Source organism: Methanosarcinales archaeon, from assembly GCA_014859725.1.
Lineage (GTDB): Archaea > Halobacteriota > Methanosarcinia > Methanosarcinales > Methanocomedenaceae > Kmv04.
The window spans coordinates 1-3,163 of record JACUTQ010000214.1 but is presented as its reverse complement, the minus strand read 5'-3'; the positions used below and the strand labels follow the sequence as shown (position 1 = coordinate 3,163).

The 3,163-nt window shown below is 41.3% G+C and carries 3 protein-coding genes; all 3 read right to left on the bottom strand.

Annotated elements, in window-relative coordinates:
• Nucleotides 1-131: 131 nt before the first annotated feature.
• Genes IBX40_12270 through IBX40_12260 form a run of 3 tightly spaced genes read right to left on the bottom strand, consistent with a single transcriptional unit; the run spans nucleotide 132 to nucleotide 3,016 of the window.
• Entirely contained in the window at nucleotides 132-2,117 is a 1,986-nt protein-coding gene (locus tag IBX40_12270; GenBank protein ID MBE0525084.1) for a hypothetical protein, read from the bottom strand.
• 57 nt (nucleotides 2,118-2,174) lie between these two features.
• Nucleotides 2,175-2,831 carry a DUF4157 domain-containing protein gene (locus IBX40_12265; GenBank protein MBE0525083.1) on the bottom strand — a complete coding sequence of 219 codons (657 nt, stop codon included), beginning with the start codon at nucleotides 2,829-2,831 and terminating at the stop codon, nucleotides 2,175-2,177.
• 44 nt (nucleotides 2,832-2,875) lie between these two features.
• Nucleotides 2,876-3,016 (bottom strand): hypothetical protein, encoded by a 141-nt coding sequence (locus IBX40_12260; GenBank protein MBE0525082.1) that lies wholly within the window; start codon nucleotides 3,014-3,016, stop codon nucleotides 2,876-2,878.
• Nucleotides 3,017-3,163: the final 147 nt, after the last annotated feature.

Here is a 3,163-nt window from a genome sequence, read left to right as displayed (position 1 = left end):
TAACCTTGGGGTTATTACCCCAGAAAGAGGTGCGCTATGGGCTCTACTCGACATTTACTTGAAGACGGATACTCAGTAGAAAATTGGCTCTCCAAACTCAATATTTCCAACCCCATAATGACGCCATAGGTTTATTTCATACCAGTATTTTCCAGCATTTCTTCAAATTGGTTTTCTTCTCTTCCGGTCAGCTCGGAATATAGTTCACTCTTCCCAACTTTCCTGACAATAGTTTTAAAATCTTCCTTTGATGATGTTAATGCATCTTTCAGTAAGGATATAATGGTTTCCTCTTCTACTTCGGATGTGCTTCCGCTACATAGAGCTTTAATAAGGCGGATTTTTTGTACTACATCCAAATATTTATATTTATTAACAAGAACATTGAGAAATGTTCGGTACTCTCCACCATGAATATTATCGTCAAAATCACCAAACCCAATGGTGTTTATTATTGTCGCCACATCATTAGATTTAGCATTTCGAATAATTTCATTAATGGCCCATTCCTCAAGATCTCCCGTTGTAACTTGAAGTAAAGCATTAATCAGTTCCTTTTTGCCGTTTAAACCAACATTTCTATATTTATTTTCAAGTATGTAAATAAATTTGTCGTATTCAGCACCATGAATATTATCTGCAAGCTCTTTAAACCTTACGTCGTTGACAATCCGATAGACCTCACCTGAACTGGAATGACGCAAAAGTTGTAAGATTCCGTTTTCTTCCACATCTAATGTGGCTCCCTCCAGCAATTTGTTAATAAAAATAATTTTTAAATTTACTGGCAATTTTGAATATTTGTTGGCGAGTAATGAAATAAATTGTTTGTACTCTTTTCCGTGTATATTGGCAGCAAGTTTACTTAATCCAATTTGCTCCATAATATTAAATACTTGCCTTGATTGTGAATACTTCATCATTTTCAAAATAGCTCTTTCATCCGCACCCCCTGTCCAACCTGGCAGCAACTCATTTATCATCCTGACTTTGCCATCCGGGGAAATTTTGTACATTTCTTCTGGTGTAGTTTTTTCGATATATCTCCTGACGATATTATCTGTCGTCCATAAAAGCTTCAGCATGGAAAATTTTTCACTGACGAGATTCTTCAACGCCTTCACTGCCATCTCTTCATTCCAATTCCGCTTCTCAAATGATGATGGATAGAGTTCTATGGGTTTGTTCCCGGGTTTTTCATTTTTTGAAGCCGAATGAATCAATTCATTTTTAGAGATTTTTACGGCATTGACTACTCTGGGGTAATTACTTTCCAAATTTTCCTTACTAAGCAGGAATTTATCTCCATACGCCTCCCATTCGTCTCCCTTTTTATTTGCAACTCTTCTTCCATATTTGTTATCCATATCATGAACAATCTTAAAAGGCAGGGACTTAATATCTTCTCGTCCGGCAAGGCCTTGCCCTGTTAAAAAAGCCAACAAGGCAGTCAAATGCGCCAAACCAGGCGTAATGAGCAAAAAGAACAAATACCATTTCGTTCCGATTTTCTCGATCAGGACCTCGGTAATCACATCGTCAAGTTTGCTTGCAATGTGTTTTCGCATATCATCTTCATCTTCTTTGGTGGAGCGTGCGGTTAAATGCCCAACAGCAAAGGCATCCATCAAATAATGATCGGCAAATGAATTTCTTGCAAAAGCCATACTTAACTCATTCGCGCTTTTATTCTTTTTAGCCTGCTGTGCTACATCCGCGGCTTCTCCATGCAATTTTTGCCATTCCTGAATATTGTTATTCCCACCCCCTATATGAACATGTGTAAAATGTGAATAATTTTTTTTGGCGAGGTCTAAATATCGAACAGCGGTAGCTTTAGTAAAACGCATATCGATTTCTTTAAGAATCGTTTTTGATTGTTCTGATAAAGGTTTTTTCTTTGACTTGCCCTTTCTTTCCGTTATCAAGGCCGATTTTTCACTCTTAATGATACTTAAATGCGTATCAATTTCATGCTTTGGTGCGTTATACATTTGTTTAAAATCTTCAAATAAATCAGCCATGGCGGCAGCTTGTGCATAACTGATTTGAGCGTTCGCCAATGATAATTTTATCGATGCATCTTTTCCTAATATCTGGGTGAAGTGTTTTTTCATAGCCTCGCCCGTATAAACTTGCTCTGCTATTTGAACGTGTTCAGAAGCCTCCCATCGTTAAATAATTGCGGAAAAAGGGATATGTGTCATTTTTACCCTATTGATACCGCCGCCATTTTGCTGTATAACGTGCGTCAGTTCGTGTGCAAGGAGCTTTTGGCCGCTAACATTGTCTGGCATATATTGCCCCGCACCAAACACAACATCATGCCCCACTGTAAATGCTTTCGCATTAACGGATTTTGCAGTACTTGCTGCCTGCCCATCGGTATGTACTCTTACTCCACTGAAATCTGCTCCGAATCGTGGTTCGAAAAAGGCGCGGCTTGATTTAGACAACGACTTTCCGCCGCCCCGGATGGAATTGATACGAGATTCGAAATCAGGTGTGGTTTCAGCATTCTGCCCTGATATTTCTTTAGTCTGAAGAAGTTCTTCTTCCTCCTCTTCAGGCTGCCTGCGAAGTCCCTCTTCTTCACATCCCTGACACACTCGTTGGATATCAAGATCCTTTCGGGATACTGTCTGTGGCACAGGCATCCGCATCACCGCATCCGCTACCCGATCCGCCTCCTGCTCGTACTTATCTCCAGGCTGCCCGAACACAAGCTTCGCCTGAATCCCTGCTACCACCCGCTGCACATACATGTTGCCATGCGTCTGCTGAAGCGCCCGCAGCACAGGTGTACGCTTTGCAGCAGACTTGCTGCCCAATTCAGTTGCAATGCTCTCAACCGAGGGTGTGCCGCCATCACGCCTTATAGTATCAACACACCCCGGAGAAAGCCAAGCTGCCTCTCGGGCTTATTTCGAAGCCCCTGAATGTTATTATCGCTCCTTGTAGATGAAAACTCTTTTTTATTTTTCGCCTCTTTTGCAATTGTCACCGATTCTTTCATTTAGCTTCACCTCCTATGAGGCGAGCAACCTTGTAGACAGAATCCGCGCAGATACCAGGGTTGCTGGCTACAAATCTCATGACACTCCATCCTTGTCGAGTAGAGCCCATAGCGCACCTCTTGTTGGGGTAATAGCCCCGAGGTTAC

What these genes read in the sequence shown, in the direction of transcription:
- IBX40_12260 (MBE0525082.1), bottom strand. Translation starts at nt 3,016, where the DNA reads ATGAAAGAATCGGTGACAATTGCAAAAGAGGCGAAAAATAAAAAAGAG.
- IBX40_12270 (MBE0525084.1), bottom strand. Translation starts at nt 2,117, where the DNA reads ATGAAAAAACACTTCACCCAGATATTAGGAAAAGATGCATCGATAAAA.